The 25543-nt window shown below is 31.5% G+C and carries 26 protein-coding genes; 9 read left to right on the top strand and 17 right to left on the bottom strand.

Going from position 1 to position 25543, the window contains the following annotated elements; translation table 11 throughout:
- Window positions 1–3 precede the first annotated feature (3 nt).
- The 4 genes from CW731_RS09225 (at window position 4) to CW731_RS09210 (ending at window position 2381) form a co-directional block, all read left to right on the top strand.
- Window positions 4–474: a hypothetical protein gene (locus tag CW731_RS09225; protein ID WP_100946448.1), complete on the top strand. Its 471-nt coding sequence runs from the start codon at window positions 4–6 to the stop codon at window positions 472–474.
- 4 nt (window positions 475–478) lie between these two features.
- Window positions 479–1102 carry a biopolymer transporter ExbD gene (locus CW731_RS09220; protein WP_100946447.1) on the top strand — a complete coding sequence of 208 codons (624 nt, stop codon included), beginning with the start codon at window positions 479–481 and terminating at the stop codon, window positions 1100–1102.
- Window positions 1103–1120: 18 nt separating this feature from the next.
- Complete coding sequence (locus CW731_RS09215; protein ID WP_100946446.1) at window positions 1121–1588, top strand: biopolymer transporter ExbD; 468 nt, start codon at window positions 1121–1123, stop codon at window positions 1586–1588.
- A gap of 115 nt (window positions 1589–1703) precedes the next feature.
- A complete protein-coding gene (locus tag CW731_RS09210; protein WP_100946445.1) occupies window positions 1704–2381 on the top strand; it encodes a porin family protein in 678 nt (225 codons plus the stop codon).
- Here the strand turns inward: CW731_RS09210 and CW731_RS09205 are convergent.
- The 10 genes from CW731_RS09205 to rplM form a co-directional block, all read right to left on the bottom strand.
- Window positions 2376–2978 carry a hypothetical protein gene (locus CW731_RS09205; RefSeq protein WP_232734656.1) on the bottom strand — a complete coding sequence of 201 codons (603 nt, stop codon included), beginning with the start codon at window positions 2976–2978 and terminating at the stop codon, window positions 2376–2378. The two genes, CW731_RS09210 and CW731_RS09205, sit on opposite strands and share 6 nt — an antisense overlap.
- Window positions 2978–4435, bottom strand: coding sequence for an RNA polymerase factor sigma-54 (gene rpoN, locus CW731_RS09200; RefSeq protein ID WP_100946444.1), 1458 nt, complete (start codon window positions 4433–4435; stop codon window positions 2978–2980). The genes CW731_RS09205 and rpoN overlap by 1 nt, the downstream gene beginning before the upstream one ends.
- Before the next feature lie 24 nt (window positions 4436–4459).
- Window positions 4460–5893 carry an asparagine--tRNA ligase gene (asnS, locus tag CW731_RS09195; RefSeq protein ID WP_100946443.1) on the bottom strand — a complete coding sequence of 478 codons (1434 nt, stop codon included), beginning with the start codon at window positions 5891–5893 and terminating at the stop codon, window positions 4460–4462.
- A gap of 105 nt (window positions 5894–5998) precedes the next feature.
- Entirely contained in the window at window positions 5999–8371 is a 2373-nt protein-coding gene (locus CW731_RS09190) for an RND family transporter (RefSeq protein ID WP_100946442.1), read from the bottom strand.
- A gap of 96 nt (window positions 8372–8467) precedes the next feature.
- Window positions 8468–9022, bottom strand: a complete 555-nt coding sequence (frr, locus tag CW731_RS09185) for a ribosome recycling factor (RefSeq protein WP_100946441.1) — start codon at window positions 9020–9022, stop codon at window positions 8468–8470.
- Between the two features lie 21 nt (window positions 9023–9043).
- Entirely contained in the window at window positions 9044–9754 is a 711-nt protein-coding gene (gene pyrH, locus CW731_RS09180; RefSeq protein WP_100946440.1) for a UMP kinase, read from the bottom strand.
- A gap of 122 nt (window positions 9755–9876) precedes the next feature.
- The gene (tsf, locus tag CW731_RS09175; RefSeq protein WP_100946439.1) at window positions 9877–10842 is read right to left on the bottom strand and encodes a translation elongation factor Ts; all 966 of its coding nucleotides are present in this window, start codon (window positions 10840–10842) and stop codon (window positions 9877–9879) included.
- A gap of 48 nt (window positions 10843–10890) precedes the next feature.
- The gene (gene rpsB / locus CW731_RS09170; protein WP_100946438.1) at window positions 10891–11709 is read right to left on the bottom strand and encodes a 30S ribosomal protein S2; all 819 of its coding nucleotides are present in this window, start codon (window positions 11707–11709) and stop codon (window positions 10891–10893) included.
- A gap of 152 nt (window positions 11710–11861) precedes the next feature.
- Window positions 11862–12248 (bottom strand): 30S ribosomal protein S9, encoded by a 387-nt coding sequence (gene rpsI, locus CW731_RS09165; RefSeq protein ID WP_100946437.1) that lies wholly within the window; start codon window positions 12246–12248, stop codon window positions 11862–11864.
- Entirely contained in the window at window positions 12248–12703 is a 456-nt protein-coding gene (gene rplM, locus CW731_RS09160) for a 50S ribosomal protein L13 (RefSeq protein WP_100946436.1), read from the bottom strand. Before rplM ends, rpsI begins: the two co-directional genes overlap by 1 nt.
- A 251-nt stretch (window positions 12704–12954) precedes the next feature.
- Between rplM and CW731_RS15890 the strand changes: the two genes are divergently transcribed.
- A complete protein-coding gene (locus CW731_RS15890; protein ID WP_302849627.1) occupies window positions 12955–13083 on the top strand; it encodes a hypothetical protein in 129 nt (42 codons plus the stop codon).
- Between the two features lie 380 nt (window positions 13084–13463).
- Here CW731_RS15890 and CW731_RS09155 read toward each other — a convergent pair whose 3' ends face one another.
- The 6 genes from CW731_RS09155 to polA all read right to left on the bottom strand — a co-directional run bounded on the left by CW731_RS09155 (window position 13464) and on the right by polA (window position 22264).
- Complete coding sequence (locus tag CW731_RS09155) at window positions 13464–14420, bottom strand: L-threonylcarbamoyladenylate synthase (protein ID WP_100946435.1); 957 nt, start codon at window positions 14418–14420, stop codon at window positions 13464–13466.
- A gap of 178 nt (window positions 14421–14598) precedes the next feature.
- Window positions 14599–16959, bottom strand: a complete 2361-nt coding sequence (locus tag CW731_RS09150) for an alpha/beta fold hydrolase (RefSeq protein ID WP_100946434.1) — start codon at window positions 16957–16959, stop codon at window positions 14599–14601.
- A 213-nt stretch (window positions 16960–17172) separates the two neighbouring features.
- Window positions 17173–17979 (bottom strand): N-acetylmuramoyl-L-alanine amidase, encoded by an 807-nt coding sequence (locus CW731_RS09145; RefSeq protein ID WP_100946433.1) that lies wholly within the window; start codon window positions 17977–17979, stop codon window positions 17173–17175.
- A gap of 69 nt (window positions 17980–18048) precedes the next feature.
- The gene (locus tag CW731_RS09140) at window positions 18049–19011 is read right to left on the bottom strand and encodes a TolB family protein (RefSeq protein WP_100946432.1); all 963 of its coding nucleotides are present in this window, start codon (window positions 19009–19011) and stop codon (window positions 18049–18051) included.
- 6 nt (window positions 19012–19017) lie between these two features.
- Window positions 19018–19395 (bottom strand): hypothetical protein, encoded by a 378-nt coding sequence (locus CW731_RS09135; protein WP_100946431.1) that lies wholly within the window; start codon window positions 19393–19395, stop codon window positions 19018–19020.
- A 10-nt stretch (window positions 19396–19405) separates the two neighbouring features.
- On the bottom strand, window positions 19406–22264 hold the full coding sequence (polA, locus tag CW731_RS09130) for a DNA polymerase I (RefSeq protein ID WP_100946430.1): 2859 nt from the start codon (window positions 22262–22264) through the stop codon (window positions 19406–19408).
- Window positions 22265–22422: 158 nt separating this feature from the next.
- Between polA and CW731_RS09125 the strand changes: the two genes are divergently transcribed.
- From CW731_RS09125 to CW731_RS09110, 4 genes are all read left to right on the top strand, one after another.
- A complete protein-coding gene (locus CW731_RS09125; RefSeq protein WP_100946429.1) occupies window positions 22423–23646 on the top strand; it encodes a metallophosphoesterase in 1224 nt (407 codons plus the stop codon).
- An 85-nt stretch (window positions 23647–23731) separates the two neighbouring features.
- Entirely contained in the window at window positions 23732–24025 is a 294-nt protein-coding gene (locus CW731_RS09120; protein ID WP_100946428.1) for a co-chaperone YbbN, read from the top strand.
- A gap of 216 nt (window positions 24026–24241) precedes the next feature.
- Window positions 24242–24454: a hypothetical protein gene (locus CW731_RS09115; RefSeq protein WP_100946427.1), complete on the top strand. Its 213-nt coding sequence runs from the start codon at window positions 24242–24244 to the stop codon at window positions 24452–24454.
- A 189-nt stretch (window positions 24455–24643) separates the two neighbouring features.
- Window positions 24644–24829, top strand: coding sequence for a hypothetical protein (locus tag CW731_RS09110; protein WP_100946426.1), 186 nt, complete (start codon window positions 24644–24646; stop codon window positions 24827–24829).
- A 72-nt stretch (window positions 24830–24901) separates the two neighbouring features.
- Here CW731_RS09110 and CW731_RS09105 read toward each other — a convergent pair whose 3' ends face one another.
- The gene (locus tag CW731_RS09105) at window positions 24902–25543 is read right to left on the bottom strand and encodes a polysaccharide deacetylase family protein (RefSeq protein ID WP_198519802.1); all 642 of its coding nucleotides are present in this window, start codon (window positions 25541–25543) and stop codon (window positions 24902–24904) included.

The raw sequence follows: 25543 nt of genomic DNA, 5'->3' as shown, positions 1-25543 counted from the left end.
ATCATGATAGATAATAAATTATCAAAAATTATCACATATGTTGTGACGGCAATTGCTTTAGTAGGTATTATCTTATTAGTAAGAGTACTTATGGCAGGTGAAGATGCTGTAGAAAATGATGTGGCTGTACAAAACAGTGTTGTTAGCCCGCTAATTTCTTTTTCTCAGTACTTATTATACGGAGTAATAATAGTAACTCTTATTTTATCTTTGTTAGGTCTTTTCAAAAACCCAGAAAATTTAAAGAAAACCTTATTAGGTTTAACTGTTTTAGGTGTTTTGTTTATAGTCTCTTATTTCTTGGCAGATAGTACTGTTGTTATAGATAACGCTGGTACTATTTTAGAGGGAGGAGAAGAAGGTTCTACAATTAATAAATTGACAGGAGCTGGTATTTGGTTTAGTATTATTTTAGGTGGAATTGGTTTAGCTTTTTTCATCTTAGATTTAGGTAAAGGTTTAATAAAATCATAAAATTATGGCAAGAAGAGAGAATCCAGAAATTAATGCAGGTTCCATGGCAGATATTGCCTTCTTGTTATTAATTTTCTTTTTAGTAACAACAACAATGAACGTAGATTCTGGTGTTTCTAAAAAGTTATCAGAAAAACCACCAGAAGATTACGTACCACCAATTATCAAAGAAAAAAATATTTTTGAGGTAAATATTAATAGAGATAATGATCTTCTTGTTGAAGGAGACAGAATGGATATTAAAGACCTTAAAGATGCGGCAATAGCTTTTATAGATAATGGAGGTGGTGATGGTAAAATAGAAGACGGCGTTGCAACGGGACCTTGTACATATTGTAAAGGGGAAAAAAGCATTTCTTCTTCAGATCATCCGAATAAAGCAATTATTTCTGTTCAAAGTGATAGAGGTACAGAATATGGTGTATACTTAAAAGTTCAAAATGAATTGATAAAAGCTTATTCTGAATTGCGTAACAGACTTTCTAAAGAACGTTACGGAATTCCTTTTCCTGAATTAGAAGAATCTTATAAAGATGATAGGGCTAATGAAAGTCTGAAGAAAAAAGTAGATGATATCAAAACTAGTTATCCAGAAATTATTTCTGATGCTGAACCTACATCTAATTAAACTTTAAAATACAACAATATGTCTAAATTTAGAAAAAAGAAAAAAGGAATGCCAGCAGTTAATACTGCTTCTTTGCCAGACATCGTTTTTATGTTGTTGTTTTTCTTTATGGTAACAACTACCATGAGAGAAACTGAATTGCAAATTGAGAACCCTAGATTACCAAGTGCTACAGAAGTAAAAAAATTGGAGCATAAAAGTCTAGTGAGTACAATATATGTTGGTAAATCTAAAGATGCTGCAAGACATGGTACAGGTTATAATAGAATCCAGTTAAATGATAAAATAGCTACTGCAGAAGATGTACCTGCTTTTATTATTAATGAAAGATCTAAAGTTCCTGAAAACCAAGTTGCATTTATGACAACTTCTATTAAAGCAGATAAAGAATCTAATGTAGGTACAATTATAGATATTAGGTTGAAACTAAGAGATGTAAATGCGCTTAAAATTAGTTATTCTGCTTCAAAAGGAGAAGGAAATTAATTTTCACAATAGTATACTAAAAAGAGTAATTCATACGAATTACTCTTTTTTTTTGCTCTAAATTTAATTTAGTAATATATGAAATATTGTATCTTTATATTTCGTTATACGTACTATGAAAATTAGATATATTTTATTTTATTTTTTAATATTTCCTTTACTTATTTTTTCTCAGAAAGATTCTCTAAGTCTAGGTGATAAATATGCGGAAGATCAAATTTATTTGTCTGTTTCCTACAGTCAATTTAATGAACAACCATCAACAATAACAAAAAGTAATTTTTCTTATTCCTTATCTACTGGTTTTATTAAAGATTTTATTTTAAATAAAACAGGTACAATTTCTCTTGCTGCAGGTGTTGGTTATGGTTATGATTTTTTTAATCATGAATTAAAAGTAGATGAATTAAATAATACTACAATATTTAGTAGTGATAACTCTATCTCTGAAAACGTTTTTAAAGCCCATAATTTAGAGTTTCCATTAGAAATTAGATGGAGAACATCAACTGCTAAAAAATATAATTTCTGGAGGGTTTATACGGGGTTAAAGTTTATGTACAATCTAAGTAACAAGTTTCAATACTTAGATACAAACTCTAATCAGTTTAAGTACTCTAATATAGACGCATACAATAAATTACAATACGGTTTAACTATATCTGCTGGTTATGATAAATTTAATATAAACTTCTTTTATGGTTTAACTCCTATATTCAAAAATAGTACAATTAACGGAGAGCCAGTAAACACTAAAATTTTAAAATTCGGATTGATTTTCTACTTTTTATAGAAGATAATAGACTGCAAATGGAGCTATGAATCCTAAGAAAAAACCCAAATATATTTCTCTTGGCGTGTGTGCTCTTAAGAAAAGCCTTGCGTTTGCAACAAGACCTGCTAGTACTATATTTACTATAACCACGATAGGAAAACTAGATGAATATATAATTCCAAGAACAATAAAAAAACTAGTTGAGATGCCTAAAGAAAGTAAATGAATACTAACTTTTATTTGAAAAGTAAAAAAGATGTATATTAAAGTTAGCGCTGCGCTTGTTGCATAAAATAATAGACTGATGTCTTTCATACCAGTACTTTTCAATATTGTATTGCCTAAGAGATAAAATAATACAATCATCATTGCAACTGGTATCTTTCTTTCTTTTATGCTGTGTACATTAAAATTTTTTATCAGTTTTAACTTTTTGAATATAATTAATATTAAAAGTGGAATTAAATAAGTTGTTGCAAATACCAAGCTTAACAAAGCCAATTTCTGATTGCTTGCATAGTTGTTAGGAATTAATATAAAATACAGAATAACACCAACTGTAGGAACCACAATAGGATGGAAAACAACAGATATGGTTTTGTAAAACCTCTCCATTAAATTTCTTTTCTAAGTCTAGCTACAGATAAGTCTAATTGTTCTCTATATTTTGCGACAGTTCTTCTAGCAATAGGGTATCCTTTTTCTTTTAAAATAGCGGCTAATTTTTCATCTGTAAGTGGCTTTTTTTTGTTTTCTTCAGCAATGACAGTTTCAAGAATTTTCTTAATCTCTTTTGTAGAAACATCTTCACCTTGGTCATTTTTCATGGATTCAGAAAAGAATTCTTTTATTAGTTTTGTACCGTACGGAGTAGAAACATATTTGCTATTTGCAACTCTAGAAACCGTAGAAACATCCATATTAATTTTATCTGCAATATCTTTAAGTATCATTGGTCTTAACTTACGTTCATCACCCGTTAAAAAATAATCGTATTGATAATGCATAATGGTATTCATAGTTACTAAAAGCGTTTGCTGACGCTGTCTAATTGCATCTATAAACCATTTTGCCGAGTCTAACTTTTGCTTTATAAAAAATACTGCATCTTTTTGCGATTTAGATTTTACAGTAGATTCTTGATAACCTTTTAGCATATTATTATATTCTTTAGAAACATGCAATTCTGGTGCGTTTCTAGAGTTTAAAACTAAATCTAACTCACCGTCTAAAATTTTTATTGAAAAATCTGGAACAATTTGTTCTGCAATTTTATTATTACCAGCATAAGAACTCCCGGGTTTAGGATTTAATTTAGAAATTTCTTTAATCACCTCTTTCAACTCATCTTCAGAAATATTATATTTTTCTTGAAGCTTTTTGTAGTGTTTTTTTACGAAATGATCAAAAGCATCTTCTAAAATGCCTATAGATAAACTTCTATACTTTGTTTTGTCTTTGGCTTTTAATTGAATAATTAAGCATTCTTTTAAATCTCTAGCTCCCACACCTAAAGGGTCTAAAGTATGTACTACTTTTTTAAGAACTGCAATTACTTTTTCTTCTGTAGTAAATACATTTGCAGTAAAAGCTAAATCATCTACAAGATCTATAATTTCTCTTCTTATATAACCGCTATCATCTATACTACCTACTAGAAACTCTGCTATAGAACGCTCTTCTTCATTTAAACTAAAGGTGTTTAATTGATTGCTTAAAGATTGATGAAAGCTTGTTCCGGCTGCGTAAGGCACATTTTTTTCCTCATCATCTGCGGAATAATTATTGGCTTGCGTTTTATAATTCGGAATTTCATCATCACTTAGATATTCATCGATATTAATGTCTTCAGTTTCAATTTTTTCTGTTCCGGTATCATCAAATTCATTTGATAAATCATCATCGATATCATCGGATTCTTCCTTACCGGTATCTAATGCAGGGTTTTCTTCAATTTCTTGTTTTAGACGTTCTTCAAATGCTTGCGTAGGCAATTGAATTAACTTCATCAACTGAATCTGTTGCGGAGATAGTTTTTGTAAGAGTTTGTATTGTAAGCTTTGTTTTAGCATATTTTTAAAGATACAAAAAACTGATTAAAATTCTGCGTTTTGTGGTGTTCTTGGAAACGGAATTACGTCTCTAATATTACCCATTCCTGTTGTAAACTGAACTAATCTTTCAAAACCTAAGCCAAAACCTGAATGGACTGCTGTACCAAATTTTCTCAAATCTAAATACCACCAAAGTTCTTTCTCATCAATATTCATTGCTTTCATTTTTTCAACTAAAACGTCGTAACGTTCCTCACGTTGTGCACCACCAACCATTTCTCCAATACCAGGAAACAGCACATCCATAGCTCTTACCGTTTTTCCATCTTCATTTAAACGCATGTAAAATGCTTTAATATCTGCTGGATAATCAAATAAAATAACTGGGCATTTAAAGTGTTTTTCAACTAAAAAACGTTCGTGTTCAGATTGTAAATCTGCTCCCCATTCGTTAATTGGGTATTGAAATTTCTTCTTTTTGTTAGGTTTAGAGTTTCTAAGAATGTCTATAGCTTCTGTATAAGAAACTCTTTTAAAGTTATTGTCTGCTACAAATTTCAACTTTTCTAACAGGCTCATATCACTTCTCTGTAATTGAGGTTTTGTCTTTTCTTCTTGTGTAAAGCGTTCATCTAAAAAGGCTAAATCTTCTTTACAGTTTTCTAAAACATCACTTAAAACAGATTTTATGAAATCTTCAGCTAAATCCATATTGCCATCTAAATCCATAAAGGCAACTTCTGGTTCAATCATCCAAAATTCTGCTAAATGACGGGTTGTGTTTGAATTTTCTGCTCTAAAAGTTGGTCCGAAAGTGTAAACTTTACCTAAAGCCATTGCATACGCTTCTGCTTCTAATTGACCAGAAACAGTAAGATTTGTTTCTTTTCCGAAGAAATCTTTAGCATAATCTATTTTTCCATCTTCTGTAACCGGTGCTTTATTGTCTTCGAAAGAAGTAACTCTAAACATTTCTCCTGCTCCTTCTGCATCAGAACCCGTTACAATTGGGGTGTTTACATAGTTAAAACCATTGTCTTGAAAATATTTATGAACCGCAAAAGAGAGTTTAGAACGCACCCTCATCACTGCACTAAACGTATTTGTTCTAACGCGTAAATGTGCATTTTCTCTTAAAAATTCAAAACTATGTTTTTTTGGTTGAATTGGATATTCATCTGCATTTGAATCTCCTAAAATTTCTATTTCAGAAACTTGAATTTCTACAGATTGCCCCTTTCCTTGACTTTCTGCAATGATCCCTTTTATAGAAACTGCTGCTCCTGTAGTTATTCTTTTTAAAGTTTCTTCAGAAGTGTTTTCAAAATCGATTACACACTGTATATTGTTTATGGTAGAACCATCATTTAAAGCAATAAATCTGTTGCTTCTAAAGGTTCTAACCCAACCTTTTATTATTACTTCTTGTAAAACGGTACCTGATTTTAATAATTCTGCTACGTTATTTTTCATCATCATCTTTAAATATGTTGTATTCGAAAATAGTCTTAGTTAAAAGAGTAAAGATACTTTATTGTTAGAAATTAAACAACGAATGAAAGATCAATAAAATCTTAAAAGTTATTCTGTTTTTTCTTCTTTTGGAGGGAAAATCCTCATTTTTGGTTCCTTAAACACTTTTTTATTAGCAATTTTCTTCTCGAAAGTTAGTAATAAAGAAGGTAATAATAACAAGTTAGAAACCATTGCTAGTAATAATGTTACAGAAACTAAGCCACCTAAGGCAATTGTACCACCAAAACTAGAAAGTGTAAACACTAAAAAACCAAAGAATAAAACAATTGAAGTGTAAAACATACTGACACCTGTTTCTCTTAAAGCAGCATAAACAGATGGTTTTATTCTCCATTTATTAGCTATCAGTTCTTGCCTATATTTAGCAAGAAAGTGAATGGTATCATCTACAGAAATACCAAAAGCAATACTAAATACTAAGATGGTAGATGGTTTTATAGGAATATCTAAAAAACCCATTAAACCAGCAGTAATTAGCAGCGGTAGCATGTTTGGAACTAAGGAAATTAAAATCATTTGTGGCGACCTAAACATCCAAGCCATAAAAATAGCGATTAATAAAATGGCTAAAGACAAGGAGATAACTAAGTTTTTAATCAAGTAATTGGTTCCTTTTATAAAGACCAATGCTTTACCTGTTAATGTAACAGTGTATTTATCTGCAGGAAATTCTTTGGCAATTACAGCTTTTAATCGCTCTTGAATAATATCCATCTTATCAGTTCCGATATCTTTCATAAAAGTGGTGATTCTAGCATAACGACCTGTAGAATCTACAAATGTTTTAAGCATGCCAGCATCACTATTAGAATTCTTTGTGTATGAAAAAATATAACTCTGCTCTTGATTTGTTGGTAATTGGTAATATTTTGGATTACCTCTATAATAGGCTTGTTTAGAGTATTTTACAAGATTAACTACAGATATAGGTTTTGATAGTTCTGGAAAAGTTTCTATAGTTTCATTTAATTTTTCCATCCTTTTTAAAGTGGAAAGCTTCATGACACCTTTGTCTTTTTTTGTATCTATTAAAATTTCTAAAGGCATAATACCTCCAAACTCCTTTTCGAAGAATTTAATATCTTTATAAAAGTTTGTTTTCTTAGGCATGTCTTCAATTAAACTACCAGAAACTGTAATTTTATAGATACCAATAATACTTAAAACGATTACTAAAACTGTTGCAAAATAGATGGTAATTCTTTGGTTTCTTACCATTTTTTCCATCCAGTTTACTACATTTTCAATCCACTTTGTTTCAAGATGACTTAAATGCTTCTTCTTAGGAAGTGGCATAAAACTATAAATAATCGGGATAATCAATAAAGCTAAAATAAAAATACTGATAATATTTACCGAAGCTAAAATTCCGAATTCACGTAGTAAATTACTTTTTACAAAAACAAAGGTTGCAAAACCAGATGCAGTTGTAATATTGGTCATTAATGTTGCATTTCCAACTTTAGAAATTACGCGCTGTAAAGCTTTAGCTTGCTGGCCATGTTTCTTTATTTCTTGTTGATATTTATTGATTAGGAATACCGCATTAGGTACCCCAATAACAATAATTAAAGGAGGTATTAAAGCAGATAAAACGGTGATTTCATAATGGAATAATCCTATAAACCCGAAAGCCCAAATAACACCAATTAAAACTACCAAAAGTGTAATGAAGGTAGCTCTAAAGGATCGGAAGAAAAAGAAGAAAATTAAGGCGGTAATACCTAATGCACCAACTACAAAGAGGATAATTTCATCCTGAATGTTTTGTGCATTTAGGGTTCTAATATAAGGCATTCCAGAAACCCGAACGTCTAAATTATTTTCCTTTTCAAATTTTTCTATAGCAGGAATTAATACGTCAAAAATAAAATCTCTACGTTTTGGCGTATTTATGATTTCTTTTTTAATATAGATTGCTGTTTGCAGCGTTCCTGTTTTTTTGTTGTAAAGCAGGTTGTCATAAAAAGGAAGCTTTTCGAAAAGCTGTTTTTTAATGGCATTTACTTCTTCTTTTGTAGTAGGGTCTTCCTCATATAAAGGTTCTAGAATAAATTTTCTATTTTTTCTATCTGCCTTTAACTTTTGAACATCTGCAATGGAAATGGTAAAATCTATTTCATCTCTTTCATCAAATTGCTCTACTAATTTATTCCAAGCATTAAATTTTTCTGGTGTAAAAACGGTAGAATCTTTAACGCCAAGAATAACTAAATTGCCCTCTTCTCCAAAAATTTCTAAAAATTTATTATACTCTAGATTTGCTTGATGGTCTTCTGGTAGAAGGTTTGCTTCAGTATATGAGAATTTCATATACTTCATTTGAGATGCTAAAAAGGCTGTTATTAATGCAATAATTAATAAAACCAAGTAACGGTTTCTTAAAATTAGGCCAGCAGCTTTTGTCCAGAAATTCATTTAAAAAATTTTATGCAAAGGTAACTAAATTGAAGTTGGGTTCTAGGCAAAAAAAAAGGTGTTTTATTAAAACACCTTTTTTTAATTAGACAGTAATTAAACTGTCATAATTTCTTTTTCTTTTACAGAAAGTTTGTCTTCTATCGTTTTGACATAAGTATCTGTAAGCTTTTGTACTTCTGCTTCAGAATCTTTCTTTAAATCGTCAGAAATATCAGTTTTCTTAATATCGTTATTTGCATCTTTTCTGGCATTTCTAATACCAACTTTAGCATGTTCTGCTTCCGCTTTTGCTTGTTTTGCTAAACCGATTCTTCTTTCTTCAGTTAATGGTGGTACATTAATCATAATAATATCACCATTATTCATTGGGTTAAAACCAAGATTAGCAACCATAACTGCTTTTTCAATTGGTTGTAACATATTTTTTTCCCAAGGTTGTATTGCTATCGTTCTTGGATCTGGTGTGGTAACATTTGCAACTTGACTTAATGGCGTTTGAGAACCATAATAATCTACCATTACATTTCCTAACATAGCAGGTGTAGCTTTACCAGCTCTAATAGCTCTTAGTTCTTTTTCTAAATGAGCAATTGCGTTAACCATTGCTTCTTTAGTAGTGTCTAATATAAATTCAACTTCTTCATTCATCTTTGTAATAATTTCAAGATTTTATTTATTATCAACAATAGTACCAATTTTTTCTCCTGAAACCAATTTTAATAAGTTTCCGTGTGTATTCATGTCAAATACAATTATTGGTAGATTATTTTCTTCACTCAAGGTAAATGCAGTCATGTCCATTACCTTTAAACCTTTTTCAATAACTTCTTTAAAAGTAATTGTTTCAAATTTAACAGCATTCTCATTCTTTTCTGGATCTACATTGTAAATTCCATCTACACGAGTTCCTTTTAAAATAGCATCTGCATCTATTTCTATTGCTCTTAAAACGGCGGCAGTATCTGTTGTAAAGTAAGGGTTACCTGTTCCTGCCCCAAAAATAACAACACGTCCTTTTTCTAAATGACGAATTGCTTTTCTTTTGATATATGGTTCTGCAACCTCTTTAATTTCTAAAGCTGTTTGTAAACGCGTTTTTACATCTTCGTCTTCTAAAGCACTTTGTAAAGCCAAACCGTTTATACATGTAGCCAACATTCCCATGTGGTCTCCTTGTACACGATCCATACCATTTGCAGCACCAGCAACACCTCTAAAGATATTTCCACCACCAATTACAATGGCAACTTCGATTCCTTTCTGTACTACTTCTTTTATTTCTTTGGCATATTCAGCTAAACGTTTTGGATCAATTCCGTAGGGTCTTTCTCCCATTAAAGCTTCTCCGCTTAATTTTAAAAGAATTCTTTTGTATTGCATAGTTTATTTTAAGAGTTGAGCAAAATTACGTATTTTTTTTGAGTTTCCTTTTTTTGAACAAAAAAAAACCTCGTTTTCAAATAGTATGAAAACGAGGTTTTAAAATATGATTTTTAGAATGTTTATCCTAAAGTAACTCTTTTGAATCCACTTACAGAAACATCACCATACGTTTTAACGTATTGTGCAACATTTTTCTTCTCATCTTTAATAAAAGATTGATCTAAAAGACATTGTTCCATATCTAAAGTTGTGTTATCAGCAATAAATCTTTCCATTTTTCCTGGTAAGATTCTATCCCAAATTTGCTCTGGTTTCCCTTCAGCTTTTAATTCAGCTTTAGCAGCTTCTTCAGCTTTAGCTAAAATGGTATCAGATAATTGAGACATAGAGATAAATTGAGGAACGTTTTTCAACGTCTTGCCCAATCTACCTAACTCGATATTATCTTTTTCGATTACAGCAATTCTAGCTTCAGTTTCTGCAGCTACAAATGCAGGGTCAAAATCTTTATAAGATAATGTAGATGCACCCATAGAAGCAACTTGCATTGCAACATCTTTAGCTAAAGTTTCAGCATTATCTACAACAGCAGATAAACCAACAATAGCAGCAATTTTACCAATGTGAGTATAAGCACCAACATAAGCAGCTTCTATTTTTTCAAAAGCTGTTATCTCTAACTTTTCTCCAATAACACCAGTTTGTTCAACTAATTTATCGGCAACCGTCATTCCTCCAAAATCTGCAGCTAAGAAAGCTTCTTTATCTGCTGAATTTAAAGCAATGTCTGCAAATTGACCACCTAAAGCTACGAAAGATTCGTTTTTACCAACAAAATCAGTTTCACAAGCTAAAACGATTGCTACACCTTCTGTTTTAGAGTCGTTAATTCTTGTTACTGCAACTCCTTCTGTAGAATCTCTATCAGCTCTTTTTGCAGCAATTTTTTGACCCTTTTTACGTAAAATGTTTATTGCTTCGTCGAAGTTATTTTCTGCCTCTACTAATGCCTTTTTACAGTCCATCATTCCAGCTCCAGTAGCTTCTCTTAAATTTTTAACGTCAGCAGCACTTACTTTTACCATGTCACTTATTTTTTGTTAAGAAACCTAAGTTTCTAGATTGTTATTAAATTATTTTTTTTCTTCAGCAGGTGCATCAGTAGCTTCTTCCTTTACAGGAGCTTCAACCTCAGCTTCAGCCTTTGGAGCTTCTACTTTAGCTTCTTCTTTTTTAGGAGCTTCTTTTACTTTTTCTTTGTCTGCTTTTCTATCAGATAAACCTTCTGCAACTGCATTTGTAACAAAAGATAATACAATGTCTATAGATTTAGAAGCATCATCATTTGCAGGAATTACGTAGTCTACTTGTCTTGGGTCAGAGTTTGTATCTACCATTGCAAAAATTGGAATATTTAATTTTTGAGCTTCTGCTACTGCAATGTGTTCTTTTTTGATATCAACTATAAATAAAGCTCCAGGTAAACGAGTCATATCTGAAATAGAACCTAAATTCTTTTCTAATTTCTCTCTCTGACGATTGATTTGTAATTTTTCTCTTTTAGATAATGCATCAAAAGAACCATCTGTCTTCATTCTATCGATTAAAGCCATTTTCTTAACAGCTTTTCTAATAGTAACAAAGTTCGTTAACATTCCACCAGGCCATCTTTCAGTAATGAAAGGCATGCTTACTGCTTTTGCTTTTTCAGCAACAATATCTTTTGCTTGCTTTTTAGTTGCAACAAATAAAATTTTACGTCCAGAGTTAGCGATCTTTTTTAAAGCTTCTGAAGTTTCTTCTATTTTTGCAGCAGTTTTATACAAATCGATGATGTGAACACCATTTCTTTCTGTATAAATATAAGGAGCCATGTTTGGGTTCCATTTTCTAGTAAGGTGTCCGAAATGTACACCATTATCTAATAATTCTTGAATGTTTACGTTTGCCATTTTCTAAATGTGTTTACTTTCTGTTTTGAAATCAATAATTAAGTAGTCTTTCGAGTCTTAACTATTTAGATGCTAAACTGTTTAATATTAATTGTGTGTAATAATAACAGTTCTCGATATAATATAATACAGCATAAATTCTGCGTAATATATTAACGTTTCGAGAATTGGAATTTTTTACGTGCTTTCTTCTGACCAAATTTCTTACGTTCAACCATTCTAGGATCACGCGTTAATAAACCTTCTGGTTTCAAGATAATTCTGTGTTCAGCATCAATATGAACCAATGCTCTAGTGATTGCTAAACGAATTGCCTCAGCCTGTCCTGTTATTCCTCCACCGTAAACATTAACTTTAATGTCATAAGACTCTAAGTTTTCTGTTAACATTAATGGTTGTTGAACTTTGTACTGTAAAGTTCCTGTTGTGAAATAACTTTTAAAGTCTTTTTTGTTTACAGTAATGTCTCCTTTACCTTCTGAAAGATAAATACGAGCAACAGCTGTTTTTCTTCTACCTATTTTGTGTACTATATCCATTATAAAAGATCGTTAAGGTTAATAGCTTTAGGTGCTTGACCTGCGTGTTTGTGCTCTGTTCCTGCATATACATACAAGTTTCTGTACAAAGCTGCTCCCAAAATATTTTTTGGTAACATTCCTTTTACTGCTTTTTCGATTAATCTTGTAGGATCTTTCTCAAACATTTCTGTTGCAGTTAATGATCTTTGTCCTCCTGGATATCCTGTGTGACGGATGTAAGATTTCTCTTTCCATTTGTTTCCAGATAATACGATTTTTTCTGCGTTGATAATAACCACGTTGTCTCCACAATCTACGTGAGGAGTAAAGTTTGGTTTGTACTTACCTCTAATTAGCTTTGCTACGATAGAAGATAGACGACCCAACGTTTGCCCGTCCGCATCAACCAAAACCCACTCCTTGTTTACGGTAGCGCTGTTTGCTGATACTGTTTTGTAACTTAATGTGTTCATAATTACACTATTAGTTTTTGTATATTAATATAATTCATTTTCCTTAAAAAAGGAGTGCAAATGTAATGCTATTTATTTGATTGACAAATAGTGATTTAGATTATTTTTTAACTTTTTTACTAGAAAAAATACTGTCTAATATTAAACCAACCTTGAGAAAAGTTTAAGAAATTAGAAGGGGACTTTTGTGAAATCTATTAGTTGGTTATAAAAGTATCTCTGCTACGTGATAAAATCAATCAAAAAAATCAATGAAATTTAAAGTGATATATAATGCAAAATATTTATATGTTGTTATTATAGGTTTAGGCAATAGTTCAGAATTAATTCAACAAAGGTTAACCAGAAGAGATGGTTTTGCAGGAGATAGAGTGAAGTAGTAATAGATAGCTATCATGGTAAAAGGGTTACTTTTGTTTTTACAACAACAGCTGTAGTTATACCCGATGAAATTGTAACACAGAATGGAAGTAATTGGGACGGAACCTAGAACCTTACTTTCATATATGGATGCTAATGTAGATGAGAAAGGTTGGAATACAGAGATGAAGATTCCTTTTATCTAATTGCGTTTTGGGAAAATGCTAAAGAGCAATTTTGAAGATTTAATATAAATGAACTATTTTTAGATTACAAGAACGTTCTTCTGGGGCGCAAGATTTTAATGATCCGTTAACAGAGAGTGTAGATAATCAGATTTTTGATGTTCCTGCAAATGATACTTTTTTAATAAAAGCAACGTATAGATTTGTTCGATAATTTATTTAAAAGTAGCACGTTGCAAACGGTCATTTATAGAATTACCTAAACCAGATTCAGGAAATTTTTCAGCAATAATAATGTCTAAATTTTTACTGTCTAATGTATGCATTGCATCATATAATCTAGATGCAGCTTCCTGTATAGAACCATTTTTTGATAAAACAACCTCTGTTAAAGAAGTATTCTCTAAAGATTGTTTGAAAACTAAAATACCTATTTTTTTTCCTAGATGTTTTTTTACTTCGGAAGCAACATCATCAACTAAAAAAGTACGTGTCTTTGGTGCGTAATGTCTTGCTAACATTCCAGGTGCATTTGGGCTAATTTCTTCTTTATTTTTGATGTTTATTTTACCTACAACAGCTTCAATCTCTTCTAAAGCCAAAGCGCCTAATCTGTAAATAATTGGTTCTTCATTTTCGAAACCAATAATGGTAGATTCAATTCCGTTTCTACAAGCCCCACCATCTAGAACCATTTGAATATCATCTTTAAAATAACGTTCTACGTGAGCTGGTTTAGTAGGACTAATGCTTCCAAAAGGGTTTGCACTTGGTGCTGCCAAAGGAAAAGGGAGTTGTCTTAATAACTCTAAAGTAACTGGATGATTTGGTACACGAACGGCAACAGTGTCTTTTCCTGCGGTAATAATATCCGGAATTTTCTTGCTCTTTTTTAAAACTAAAGTCATAGCACCTGGCCAAAAAGCAGTTGCTAGTAATTTTGCTTTTTCAGGAATATGAGTTACAATACCTTCTAAAGAATCTACAGAAGGAACGTGCACAATTAACGGATTAAAAAACGGACGTTTCTTTGTAGAGAAAATACTTTTAATCGCTTTTTCGCTAAAAATATTTCCAGCCAAACCATAAACGGTTTCAGTTGGTATCGCTACCAATTGCTCGTTAGTTAATAATGCTACTGCTTTTTGTATGTCTTTAGATATGATGCTCATAATTCGAATGCAAAATTACGTATAAAATTGATTTGTTACTGTAATTCTGGTTAATTTTACTTCATACTAACTTTGGCACATAATCTATTAGCCGAAAAAAAACCAATGAAAGAAAATTCATTGGTTTTTTTATGTATCAGAAAGGTATCAATCTCTTTATATAAGACTTAAGTTGAAACTATTTTTTGAGTGTTTCCTCAAATAACTTATAGATACGTCGGTATTCATCCGACCAACTAGAGGCTTCTATAAAGCCGTGAGATTCCATAGGAAACAAAGCCATTTCCCAATTTTCTTTTTTCAATTCAATTAAGCGCTGAGATAATCGTACAACATCTTGAAAATGTACATTTGTATCTACCATACCATGAAGTATTAGTAGGTTGTTCTTTAAACCTTCAGCAAAATATAAAGGAGAGCTTCTTCTATAAGCGATAGGATCTTCTACTGGTGTATTTAAAATATTTGCTGTATAACCGTGGTTGTAATGTGCCCAATCTGTTACAGATCTTAATGCTGCACCACTTTTAAACGTATCTGGAGCGTTAAATAGAGCCATTAATGTAATAAAACCACCGTAAGAACCACCGTAAATGCCAATTCTGTCTTTATCTATTCCTTGTTGGTCTACTAAGTATTTAGCACCATCAACATGGTCGTCTAAATCTTTTCCTCCCATATGTCTATAAATTGAAGTTCGCCAATCGCGTCCGTAACCTTCACTAGCTCTATAATCTATTGCTAAAACGGTATAACCATTATCTACTAGAAAGTTATGAAACATATATTCTCTAAAGTAAGAGGGCCACCAATAATGTACGTTTTGTGTATAACCAGCACCATGAACAAATAGTACAGCAGCTCCATTTTTATTAGATGCTTTTGGTTTGTAAAGTGTTGCCGGAACTTTTACACCATCTCTGGCAGTAAATTGAACAATTTCAGAATCAATCCATTGGTGTGAGTTAAATTCTTTGGTTGTTGATGTTGTAAGTTGTGTCATTTTAGAACCTGCTTTATTAGGCATTACAAACAATTCCCAAGGTTTGTTGGTGTAAGAATAACGAATGGCTAATTGTTTTTCGTCTGGCGAAATAGTAACTTCATGCCCCCCTTTTCTAGAGGTAATCTGCTTCATTTTTCCACCTTTAACAGGTAAATGGTAAAAGTGATGTTCGTGCGGACTTACTTTATTACTTGTTATATAAAACGTCTTTTTATCTTTTGATAATTCTGTGTTTAAAATCTCGAAATTTCCTGCTGTTAATGCTTTAATCTTACCAGAATTCACATTGGCAGTATAAATATGAGAATATCCTGTTTTTTCAGATTTAAACCAAATATTGTTTTCATCTGTCCAACCTATAACGCCACGTGAAAACCAACCAACTTCTGGTCCACCGATCCATGCATCATCATGTTGTCTATCTATTTGTTTTAATTTTCCGTTAGTAAGGTCTAAAGACATAATCCAACGGTCTTTATAATCTTGTGATGTAATGTTTACAACAGCTTTACTATCGTTAGAGAAGACAGGATTACCAATATTTACAGCTCTAACTGACTTGTAAAGTGGATTAAATACTGAGTCTTTTGCAACATACTCTTTTAGGTATTTTGGTTTATCAAAAATACCATCAATTTCGTCTGCTTTAATTTGATATGTTTCCTTTGTTTTTAAGTTTAAAATCCAAGATTCTGAGGAAGCTTGTTTGCTTCCTGTTTTAGAATGTGCATTCAAATCTGTAGTATAACCGCTTTCTGTTACAAAATCGGGTACAATAGTATTTTTATTTTTTGAAGATTTATATAAATTATAAACAACGTAATTTAAGTCTGGAGAGATTTGTAATCCGTATACACTTTTACTTCCAGTATAAGTGGTTTCTAAGTCTTCTATTTTAGTTTGCTCATTTCTGTATGTACGTGCATCACGTTCATTTTTACGCTTTTCAAGAACATTAAAATACTTTAGTTGATCATTTCTTAACCATTCATCTTGTTCAGTTGCTGTTTCATCAGATTTTTTAGAACCTTTTTTAAAGTTGGTCAATTGTTGTGTAATTCCACTTGTAATATCCCATTTATATAAATTATTACTTAATTGATACACAATTGATGTATTATCTCCTGAAAATTGAGGGCTTGATTCTCTCGATTCAGTTTTTGTTATTTGTTTAACGGTATAGTTAGACATGTTCATTAAATAGAGATCACCGTTTTTAGAAGCTACCTTCCATTTGTAGTCCTTCGTGTAATTACCATAACCAGTACTGTTTTTAAGTTCAGAAAAAGTACGTTTGTTTATGGTTTTAGATTTTACATTTACTTTATATGATGAACGTAAAGTGTCATTGTCTGGGTTCCAACTAAAATAGATATCTTTATTATCATCGGACCAGTTGATGCGTGTTGGAGCGTATCCTACAAAATCTTCACCAAGCATTATTTGGTCGATGGTAAGTTTTGATTGATTGTTGCTTTGAGCAAAGTTAAGAGACGTGACTAGACAGAGTAGCCATAGAAGTGATTGTTTCATTTTTAATTTGTTAAATAAAATAGTAAGTAGTTAGTTTCGCCACCAATTTAAAGATTTTATGAGTAGGATTAGAAACGAATAGAGATATTAACATTCCTTTAGTAAAAATTGAGGAGAAATGAAACAGCAATAAACATCTGTTCTAACCTTAAATAATAAAGTAATTTCCTCTTAAAACTGTTGTATCTAAAGAACTAGAAATTAAAAAGGTTTTTAAATTTCATTCATCAATAAAAATAGAATTTTTTTATCCTTTTCAGTCAATTCATGAGATACTTCTTCAGAATTGAAACGGAGTTTAAACGAGTAAATAGCGTTTTTTAAATTGGTTGTATTGTAACCAATATATTTTAAAGCAAAAGTGGTATTAAAGTTTAAAGGAAGTACTACTGTGTCTAAATTTTCTTCATCATACCAAATTCCGAGTCCGCTATCTGCTAATGCCTTCCAAGGAAATAATGCACTCGGATCTGTTTTTCTACCAGGGGCAATATCAGCATGACCAACGATGTTTTGCGATGGTATTTTATACTTTTCTGTTAATTTTTGAAGTAAGAAAACCAAACTGTTTATTTGAGCATAAGAAAAAGGTTCTGAACCATCATTATCTAATTCAATTCCTATAGAAGCACTATTTATATCTGTGTTTTTACCCCAACTTCCGCCACCAGCGTGCCAACCTCTTAGTAAGTCGTTTAGCATTTGTGTAATCGTTCCGTCGTTACAAATTACGTAGTGAGAACTTACTTGTGTGCGTTTTAAAGCAAAGGTTTTGTAGGTTTGTTTACAGCTGTCTTGCGCTGTGTGATGAATAACAATTAAATTTGGTTTTCTTAAATTGAAGTTTTGAGACTTTATAACGTTTGTTATTCTATTATTTATAGTGTCTTGCTTAATTTCTCGAAGAGATTTCCCTAGCTTTTTAGTTTCTTTATTGTACGTTTTTTTTGAGATTTGATAGCTGTTTTTAGAACAAGAGCCAAGTAGCACAAGAATAAGTAATAGTCTTAAATATTTCATCACTAATTTTTTTATTGAGGTTCGAACTAATTCATTAACAATTATAACTTCAATCTTTAAAGGAACCTTTTACTTATCGTTTGTATCAAATTTAACCCTATAAATATTCGACATTCCGTTTTCTATAGAATTTGCGTATTCAACTAGACTCTCTATAGAATATTTTTTTTGATTGATGCTTGATCGTTCACTTGAAAAATATAAGTTTTTCGTTTTTGCATCGTAAAAAGGACAAAAATCTAAGGATGTAGAATTAATTTTTTCACCCATATTTTTAGCTTTTTGCCAATCTCCATTCTCATCTTTTGTGCTGAAGTATAAATCTCCACCTCCGAAACCATCTTTTCTTCCAAAAGAACTAAAAATGAGTAGGTTTTCATCCGGATTCACAAAAGCATTAAACTCATAGGTTTTAGTGTTTATATTTTTACTTAAAACTTTTGGTTTTTGATATTTTCCATGAACGTAATTAGCAACAAAAATATCTTCAGTTCCTATTCCGTCTTTTCTTACAGCAGTAAAATACAAATTTCCATTAGCAGAAACTGAAGGATAAAACTCATCTTTTTCCGTATTAATAAGCGTATCTAATGCTATAGGAGTACTCCATTTATTTCCTTCTTTTTTACTAACCCAAATATTATAATCTTTTCTGTTGCTATTGTTTTTTAGAGGTCTGTTAGAGGCGAAAAATAATTGTTTCCCGTCTACAGAAAAGAAAGGTTCAATGTCTTGGTGTTCTCCAGAAATGTTCATCACTTTCGGTTTGCTCCAGGTTTTATTCTCTTTTTTTAAGTGAACTAAAAATCTTCTTTTCTGTTTGTATTCTCCTAAAGTGTGAATAATTTCATCTCTGTTCGGTGACAATGCAAAATCTCTTTCAAAAAGTGATGTAGAGATAATATTTTTACCAAATATTTCTAAACTATCTGTAGTTTTTTCAACAGATAAATTTGGTAATTCTATTTTTTTGGAAGTGTTGCAACTCCCTAGAATAAAAACAAAGAGTACTAAAAATTTAAAGTTTTTCATGTTTTATTAGGTAGCTGTCGGACAAAATAATAAATCAGTCGGATTGTCGATATCGTATAAGTATTCATAGCCCTTAGATTCTTTCTTACAAAAAGGCTCTAAAAGTCTTGCCATATTTGTAAAACCTTCAATAGTTAAAACACAGAAAAAAGTTTCGTTATCTTTTGTCATTATCCCTTCGTCAGATTTAAATAACCCGAAAATTAAATTACAATTACGTGGCGTTATAAAATCTACTTCTGCTAAATCTAGCTTCTTTCTTTTAAGGATAATGGTGTCTACCAATAAATCTCTAAACAGAATTGCTTCTGCTTTATTAAAGTTATATAGTCGTACAATATTTTGTTCATGACCATTTATATTTTCAATATAATCTAATTCCATTTTATATATTCTAGTGTGCTTGTAACCAATTTTCTCCAATACCTACTTCAACATCTAAAGGAACACTCATTTTAAAAGCATTCTCCATTTCATGTTTTATAATGGGTTTAATAATGTCTAACTCGTCTTTATGTGCATCAAAAACCAGTTCATCATGCACTTGCAATAACATTTTCGATTTAAAACCTTCTTTCTCAAAACGGTTGTGAATATTAATCATTGCTAATTTTATAATGTCTGCCGCAGAACCTTGTATCGGCGCATTTACAGCATTTCTTTCGGCACCACTTCTAACCATTGCATTTCTAGAGTTGATATCTTTCAAATACCTACGTCTATTTAAGACCGTTTCTACATAGCCATGTTCTCTTGCAAAATCTACTTGTGCAGACATGTATGCTTTTAACTTCGGATATGTTTCATAATAGGTGTCGATTAATTCTTTTGCTTCACTTCTAGATAAATCGGTTTGATTACTTAATCCGAATGCAGAAACTCCATATACAATTCCGAAATTCACCGTTTTTGCGTTGCTACGTTGTTCGCGTGTTACTTCATCTAAAGGAACATTAAATACTTTTGCAGCAGTAGAAGCGTGAATATCTTCTCCGTTTTTAAAAGCCTCAATCATGTTTTCTTCTTTGCTTAAAGCAGCAATAATTCTTAATTCTATTTGAGAATAATCTGCCGCTAACAATACATAGTTTTCATCTCTTGGGATAAAAGATTTTCTAACTTCTTTACCACGCTCTGTTCTAATAGGTATGTTTTGTAAATTCGGGTTATTAGAACTCAACCTTCCGGTTGCAGCAACTGCTTGCATATATTCGGTATGAATTCTGCCTGTTTTCGGATTCACTTCATTTGGCAAGGCATCTACATACGTACTTTGTAACTTTTTATACTGACGATATTCTTGAATATCTCTAATAATTTCATGATCTTTAGCTAAGAAAGATAAAATATCTTCTCCTGTTTTATACTGACCAGTTTTTGTCTTTTTAGGTTTCTTTACCAATTCCATTTTTTCGAACAATACAATACCTAGTTGTTTGGGTGAAGCAATATTAAACTCTTCTCCCGCTTGTTCGTAAATATTTTTTTCAAGCCTGTTGATGTCATCCGTTAAGGCAACAGACAATTCTTTTAGAAAATTAATATTGATGTTTATTCCCTCAATTTCCATGGCAGTTAATACCGAAACTAAAGGCAATTCAATCTCATTAAAAAGCTTGGTCACATTTCCACTTTCTAATTCCCCCGTAAAAAGTTGTTTCAATTGAAAGGTAATATCTGCATCTTCAACAGCATATTCTGTTTGATCTGCAACTGGAACAACACGCATAGAAAGCTGATTTTTCCCTTTTTTACCAATTAAATCTACAATAGAAACCGGTTGATAATTCAAATACGTTTCTGCCAACATATCCATATTATGGCGCATATCTGGATTGATGAGGTAATGCGCAATCATGGTATCAAATAACTTCCCTTTTACAGGCATGTCATAATTCGATAAAACTTTGATATCATATTTTAAATTATGACCAATTTTTTCAATTTGAGATTCAAAAAACGGTCTAAATTCTTCTAAAATGGTTTTTGTTTCTTCTTGGTCTTCTGGGAAAGAAACATAATACCCTTTACCAACTTCATAAGAAAAAGCAATTCCTATTAGTTCAACTTCTAAGGCTTTTAAACCTGTTGTTTCTGTATCAAAACAAACAGAAGTTTGTTCCATTAACTTTTTAAGTAATAATTTTCTTGAGAAAGGCGAATCGATATGTTGGTAAAAATGACTCGTATCTTTTATGGTTTTAAATCCGGAAGCTACTTCGGCTTCAGAAACACTTCCGGTTCCTGGTGCAGCAAATAAATCAAACTGACCTTCAGGAATCGGTGCTGGCTTTTTAGTTGTTGACTTCTCGACCGCGCTCGAAGTGACATTTGAAGAACTTTCTGCTGAGTTTGTTTTTTCCGCATTTTCAACAGCAAAAGTTTTCGTGAAATTGGTTAATAAATTTCGAAACTCTAACTCGTTAAAAAGTTCGGTTACTTTTTGAATGTCTGGTTGATCTAGTTCAAAATCTTTCGCATGAAAAGTGACAGGAACATCTAGCATAATGGTTGCCAATTGCTTAGAAAGGATGCCCAAGTCTTTGGCAGCTTCCACTTTCTCCTTCATTTTTCCTTTTAGCTCATGCGTATTTGCTAGGAGGTTTTCCATAGAACCATAAGTAGCTAAAAACTTTTTAGCCGTTTTTTCTCCAACGCCAGGTAAACCAGGAATATTATCTGCAGAATCTCCCATCATTCCTAAAAAATCGATGACTTGTTCTGGTGTTTCTACTCCAAATTTTTCTTGTACTTCTGGTACTCCCCAAATATCGTAACCACCACCAAAACGAGGTTTGTACATAAAAATGTTTTCAGAAACTAGTTGTGCAAAATCCTTATCTGGTGTTACCATATAAGTTTTGTAACCTTCTTTTTCTGCTTGTTTAGAAAGGGTTCCAATAACATCATCTGCCTCAAAACCTTCTTTTACCATTATAGGTATGTGCATGGCTTTTAAAATCTCTTGAATGTATGGCACTGCCAATTTTATAGCTTCCGGAGTTTCATCTCTGTTTGCTTTATACGCTTCAAACATTTCTACTCTGTCTACACTTCCGCCTTTATCAAAACAAACCGCTAAATGATCTGGTCTTTCTCGTTTTATAACATCTAAAAGCGAATTCATAAAACCCATAATTGCAGAGGTATCCAAACCTTTACTATTAATTCTTGGGTTTTTTATAAAAGCATAATAACCTCTAAAAATTAATGCAAAAGCATCCACTAAAAAAACTCTTTTTTGATCTGACATATCTATTTTGTAACCTATTTGGATGATGATTCTTATGAAAACGAGTGAACAATATTGTCACTACAGACGCAGCAGTAAAGCTACAAAACTTTAACATGCTATTAAAATTCCATCGACATTATAACCGCTATCTTTGATAAAATTTTTAAACTTATTATATGCCACGTTGGGTAATTCCTCTAATCTTAATAACCATTTTAATTGTTGCAGTAGAAATTTACACGTTTCAAGCCTTTAAAACCATTTCAAAAAGTAAGCTAGTCCGTTTTTTATTCTTAGCAACTAGTGTTGGGGTCTATTTATATTCTTTTATTACCATTTTTGGGTACGATAGAAGTAACGGTCAAACGCCACAATTTCAAATGGCGATGGGTTTGTTATTAACGGTTTCAATACCTAAGTTGGTTATTATTTTAATTCTTTTTGGTGAAGATATGTATAGATGGATTCTAAAATTGATTTCTGCAATTTCATCTGGCGATACAAAACCTTTGGTTGGTAGAAGAAAATTTATTTCCCAAATAGCTTTGGGTTTGGCGGCAATACCTTTTGCCTCTTTTATCTACGGAATTGTGCAAGGAAAATACAATTACAAGGTTTTAAAATATCAATTAACATTTAAAGATTTACCCGAAGCATTCGATGGTTTTACAATTACCCAAATTTCAGATATTCATTCGGGTAGTTTTACCAACAAAGAAAAAATTAGATATGGCGTCGATCTAATCAACGAGCAAAAATCTGATATTATGTTGTTTACAGGAGATATTGTAAATAATAAAGCCGATGAAATGGATAATTGGATGGATGTTTTCGACAAGTTAGAAGCTAAAGAAGGAAAATATTCTATTTTAGGAAACCATGATTATGGCGATTATATGGATTGGGACAATCCGCAAGACAAAATCGATAATTTTCAGAAAGTAAAAGACATTCATCAAAAAATAGGATTCGATTTATTACTAGATGAGCATCGGTATTTAGAAAAAGACGGACAAAAAATTGCTTTAGTAGGCGTAGAGAATTGGGGAAAAGGATTTAACCAAGCAGGAGATCTACAAAAAGCTTCAGCAAACATCAAAAAAGAAGATTTTAAAATCTTAATGTCTCACGATCCTAGTCATTGGGAATATAAAGTAAAACAAGACCCTTTTCATTATCATTTAACTTTAAGCGGTCATACACATGGTTTGCAAATGGGTATCGAAATTCCGGGTTGGTTAAAATGGAGTCCGTCTAAATTCGTTTACAAACAATGGGCAGGTTTGTACGAAGAAGCAGGCAGGTATATAAATGTAAATAGAGGTTTTGGGTACCATGCATTTCCTGGTAGAGTAGGTATTTGGCCAGAAATTACGGTTATAGAATTGAAAAAAGGTTGATAATGAGCAGAGTCCTATAGGTTTCTTATATTTGTAAATTAACTATTAAATGTTCTATACGTTTTTCCCTTAAAAAACTTATGATATGACAAAATTCGGAGAATTAATTAGCGTTCAAAAACCAGTACTTATAGACTTCTATACAGACTTAGGAGACGCAGAAAACACTTTAAAAATACTTAAAGGTGTTGCCGCAGCTTTGGGCGATACAGCCAAAGTAATTAAGATAGACATAACTAAAAACGAATTTCTTGCAGACTCTCTGCGTGTAAAAGGAAATCCTACGTTTATGATTTATAAAAACGGCGAAATGAAATGGCGTCAAACGGGTTTTCAAGATGCTAATACTTTAATTGGTTTGGTACAACAATATATTTGATTTTTAGAAGCTATTTCCCGCTTTCGCTACTCGCTTTTTTTATCCTGAAAAAGGAATAAAAAAGAGCTCAAACAAACCGCTCAATCGGGGCTATAATTGCTTGCTGGCTATCTTTATCGAGAAGAACGAAGTGATTTCTTGTTTTTTATTAAGTTTGTATCAAATTATTAAAAAGTAACCTTGTAGTTCGTTGAAAATAAATTTATAAAAACAGCAATGAAAAAAAAATATTTAGCAATTATTATGAGCATATTTTTTTCTAATTTAAGTTTCGGGCAAGAGTTGCAAAATGGTCAAATAAGATGGAGTGCCGAGAAAAACCTTACAGAAGAAGATTTTAAAATAAAAATTAGTGACGAAAATAATCATGCTGTTTATAGTCAGTTTATGATTTCTTATTCAGCACAAGGGTTTGATTTTTTAAAATGAAACCTGAATAGTAAAATTGAAAACCTATTTCTAGGAAATGCTTCTTGGATAGACTCAACTAAAGTAGAAAGTATTAAAAAGCAAATTGAATTCCAATAAACTCAGTTTAACCTTGCAGAAATTCAAGCACGTAAATTTAGGCAGATCTTATTTATAAAAAAATGGAAAATATCGAAAGGTTTTGATATTATGAATAAAATAAGCAATGAAATAATGGCAGAGTTTTCTGAAATTCGATTAAAACTAATCAAAGAAACAGAAAGTGGTGCAAACGAACAAAAAGTTTTTGAATGGAATGAGAAAATTGCAAAGGAATTGAAAGAGTTGAATGAGTTTCGATTTGAGAATAAAAAGAAAATAAAAAGGAAAAAATAAAACCTGTTATAGCAGCAAATATAATTTACTACAGGTTACTCGCAATAATTATGTTTTTAAGTAGCGGGTATTTTAAATTGCTTTAAAACAAAAACCTTTTTCAGAAAACTTTTTTAAAACTTTAGGTAAAACATACTTTAATTTTTCTGAAGCTTTTACACTATCATGAAAAACAATAATACTTCCACTTTCGGTGTTTTTTAAGACGTTTTGCAAGCATTTTTCATTAGAAATTGAAGTATCAAAATCTGCGGATAAGACAGTCCACATAATTATTTTATAGCCTTTCTTAAGAATTTCTTTCGCTTGAGATTTTTTTATCTTTCCGTAAGGAGGTCTAAAAAGTTTTTGTTTAATTGTAGCGTCGTTAAATTTTGTAATTGTTTCTTCACATAAATCAACATTTTCTAGGTAAGAGCCATTTTTAGTACACCAGCCTTTCAAATGATTTTGCGTATGATTTCCTACAGCATGCCCTTCAATAATAATTCGTTTAAAAATATCCGGATGATTTACTATGTTTTTTCCAATGCAAAAAAAAGTTGCTTTTGCTTCGTATTTTTTTAGCTCATCTAAAACAAAATCTGTAATTTCCGGTGTTGGTCCATCATCAAAAGTGAGGTAAATCTCTTTTGTATCCAAAGAAAAACGCCAAACATATTTAAAGAAAAACCTTATAATACTATTTGGCGTTCGGGGGAAATATAATTTCAA

Origin of the sequence: Polaribacter sp. ALD11, assembly GCF_002831685.1 — a bacterium.
In the GTDB taxonomy this organism is placed as follows: domain Bacteria; phylum Bacteroidota; class Bacteroidia; order Flavobacteriales; family Flavobacteriaceae; genus Polaribacter.
This window is presented reverse-complemented; position numbering and strand designations above follow the sequence as displayed.